Here is a 2,534-nt window from a genome sequence, read left to right as displayed (position 1 = left end):
CCGAGACGTACGCGTTCGTCTTGGCGTCGAGATCGAGGCGGTAGTAGAGCTTGCCGTCCTTCTTGATGCTGTCCCGGTAGGCGGAACCAGGCTTGAGAGGCTGGGCGTTGCTGCTGACGGTGGCGCCCCGGACCGGCTCGGCATTGCTGTCGAACGTGTACGAGCCCGGTGCGTCAGCCGCCTGAGCCGGGCTGCCCGGCAGCACCACCACAGAACACAGCGCCGCGCACAGCGCCGTCGTCACCCCTGAGCGTGCTCGTGCCCCTGCACGGCCGCGGCCTTTGCGCCGGCCGTCGCCACGCTGACTCATCGCGTCCTCCCCCATGTCGTGTCGGTGGGCCCGTTACCACTCCTGCCCCGTGCCGCCCGTCCTCGTACAAGCGCGAAGACGACTCCGGCGACGGCGAGCAGGACGACCGCCGCGCCACCCGCGACCATCACGGCCGTGCCGCCGGTCCATCCTGCCGCGCCCGTCGCGGTGCCGTCCGCGCGGGTGCCCCGCTGCTTCGGCTGCTCCGCCACCACAGAGGCGCCGTGCTGCGGGCCCGACTTCGCCTCGCCGAGCACCGCGACCCGCAGCACCACACCGATCTGCGGGTTCTCGGCGATCTCAGCGGCCCCGGAGCCGAGTGTGACGGCGATGTAGAAGGCGCCGTTCTGGTGCACGGGAACGACGTTGGGGTTGTTCTCGTAGCGGTTGGTCCAGGAGACCGGGACCGTGCCCATCTTCAGCACGGCGGGCCGCCCGCTGTAGACCGTCTGCTGGGTGAACTCGCCTGTGCCGCCGCCCACCGGGGCCCGCGCCGGGGTGAACACCTCCGTGGCGCCGTACGACCAGTTCCCCGCGATCCCGTCCACAGTGGGCTCGTTCGCGAACTCCACGTCGTAGCGCAGCTGCTGCCCCCAGCCGACGGGGACCTTGTACCAAAGGGTCTGCGAAGGCAGTATCCGATCGCGCCACACGCCCTGGCCGATCTCCCTGGCGTCATTGAACCCGGTGCCGCCGGCCACGTCCTCCGGGTCGCCCAGCGGCAGGGCCGCGTCCTTGTCCCCCTTGCCGTAGCCGGGTCGCGACTCGGCCGGGGTGACTCCTTGTGCGAGGGGTTCGTCGACGCCGTATGTCAGCTCCAGCGGCCAGCGCGCGGAGTCCGAGTCCGGTGCGCTCCGCCGCTCCACCACGAGCCAGTAGCGTCCGGCCTTGTCACAGACGCTGCCGCCGCCCTCGCTGGGCACCCGCGTGACCGCCGAGGTGAGCGGGGTCGCGCCCTCCGTCTGGGAGAAGAACTCGGTACTGGTCTCGCACGAGCCGCTGCCGTACTCGATCCTGGTGCTCAGCGTGTCGAGCCGGTCTACGGCGGACCCGGGCTGCGGTACGGCCGTCGCCGAGAAGTCCGCCGTAGAGACCGCGTCGAGGTCGACCGCGTAATGCCTCTTCTCGCCCGGCCCGATGGAGTCCAGATACTGCCCCGCTGCGAGCACGGGTGCCTCGGTACGTCCCGGCGTGCCCTCGACCGGCTTGCCGCGCAGCCGGTAGCCGTCGGCGGACAGCCGCGCGGAGCGCTGCAACTGTCGGGCCAGGGCCTCGGCGTCGGGGGCGTCGTAGTACCGCCCGTTGCCGGCCTCGGCGACGCACTCCAGTTGCTTGCGGGCCGCGCCGCGGACCTGGAATCCCACGGTGTCGATACGCAGCCCGATCCCGTCGCCGCTGAGCTGCCTCGCGACCTCGCAGGGCTCCGGTGTACCGCAGGTGTCCTCGCCGTCCGAGACCAGCAGGATCGTGCGGGTGCCGATCACACCGCCCCTGGGCTGGGGCAGGTCCTGGGCGGCCTTCCGGAGCGAGAGGCCGATGGGGGTGTCCCCCTTGGGCCGCAAGGACGCGACCGCCTGCTTCAGGGCCGCCCGGTCGAGCGCCTGTACGGGCCGGACGAGCCGGGTGTCGGTGCATCCCCTGGGCTGGTCCGCGCCGTAGACGCGCAGCCCGGTGGGGTGCCCGTCGGGAAGCGCGTCCACGACGGTGCCGACGGCCGCGCGGGCCGCCTCCATGCGCGTCCGTCCCGTGCCGTCGTCATCGGCCATCGAGCCGGACGAGTCGAGCACCATGACCAGTCCACCGGCCCCACCGGCCGCTGGCGGAGCCGTGGTGGCTCCTCTCGGTGCCCCGCCCGGCGACGCGGCGACAGCGGACAGTGCCCCGCCCCCCGTCAGCGCGAGCAGCGCCCCGCCTATGAGAAGCGCCGTACCCGTACGGCGTCGGCGCCTGGATTCCATCTGTCGGTCCCCCTCCACAGACATCAACTTTGCAGATGCAAGCTAGTCATTCGCACGGGTGAAGACAAGGCCGTAGTGTCACGGTCACGCAACAGGGCGCGCTCGCTCTACCCACCCCTGGGACAGCACGGAGCCCCGGCCGGGGGGCGGGCGGGGGGCGCGCGCGCGGTGGTGTGGTGGGGGGGGCCCACCCCCCCCCGCCGGGGCCGGACGCGGTGGCCGGCCCCCCCCCCGCAACCCGGAGCGGCCACCCGCAAACCCTGAAA

Annotated in this window: 1 protein-coding gene and 1 pseudogene; both read right to left on the bottom strand. The window is 72.5% G+C overall.

What is annotated here, in order from left to right; translation table 11 throughout:
- Positions 1–310: pseudogene (locus ACFWI9_RS33815) on the bottom strand (hypothetical protein); the annotation flags it as partial.
- Positions 307–2,268 carry a VWA domain-containing protein gene (locus tag ACFWI9_RS33810; RefSeq protein WP_387169016.1) on the bottom strand — a complete coding sequence of 654 codons (1,962 nt, stop codon included), beginning with the start codon at positions 2,266–2,268 and terminating at the stop codon, positions 307–309. The pseudogene ACFWI9_RS33815 and the gene ACFWI9_RS33810, both read right to left, overlap by 4 nt.
- Positions 2,269–2,534: the final 266 nt, after the last annotated feature.

Origin of the sequence: Streptomyces sp. NPDC127084 (assembly GCF_042724175.1) — a bacterium.
GTDB lineage: Bacteria > Actinomycetota > Actinomycetes > Streptomycetales > Streptomycetaceae > Streptomyces.
Note: the sequence above shows the minus strand (reverse complement) of the source record. Positions and strands in the feature narration are given on the sequence as shown.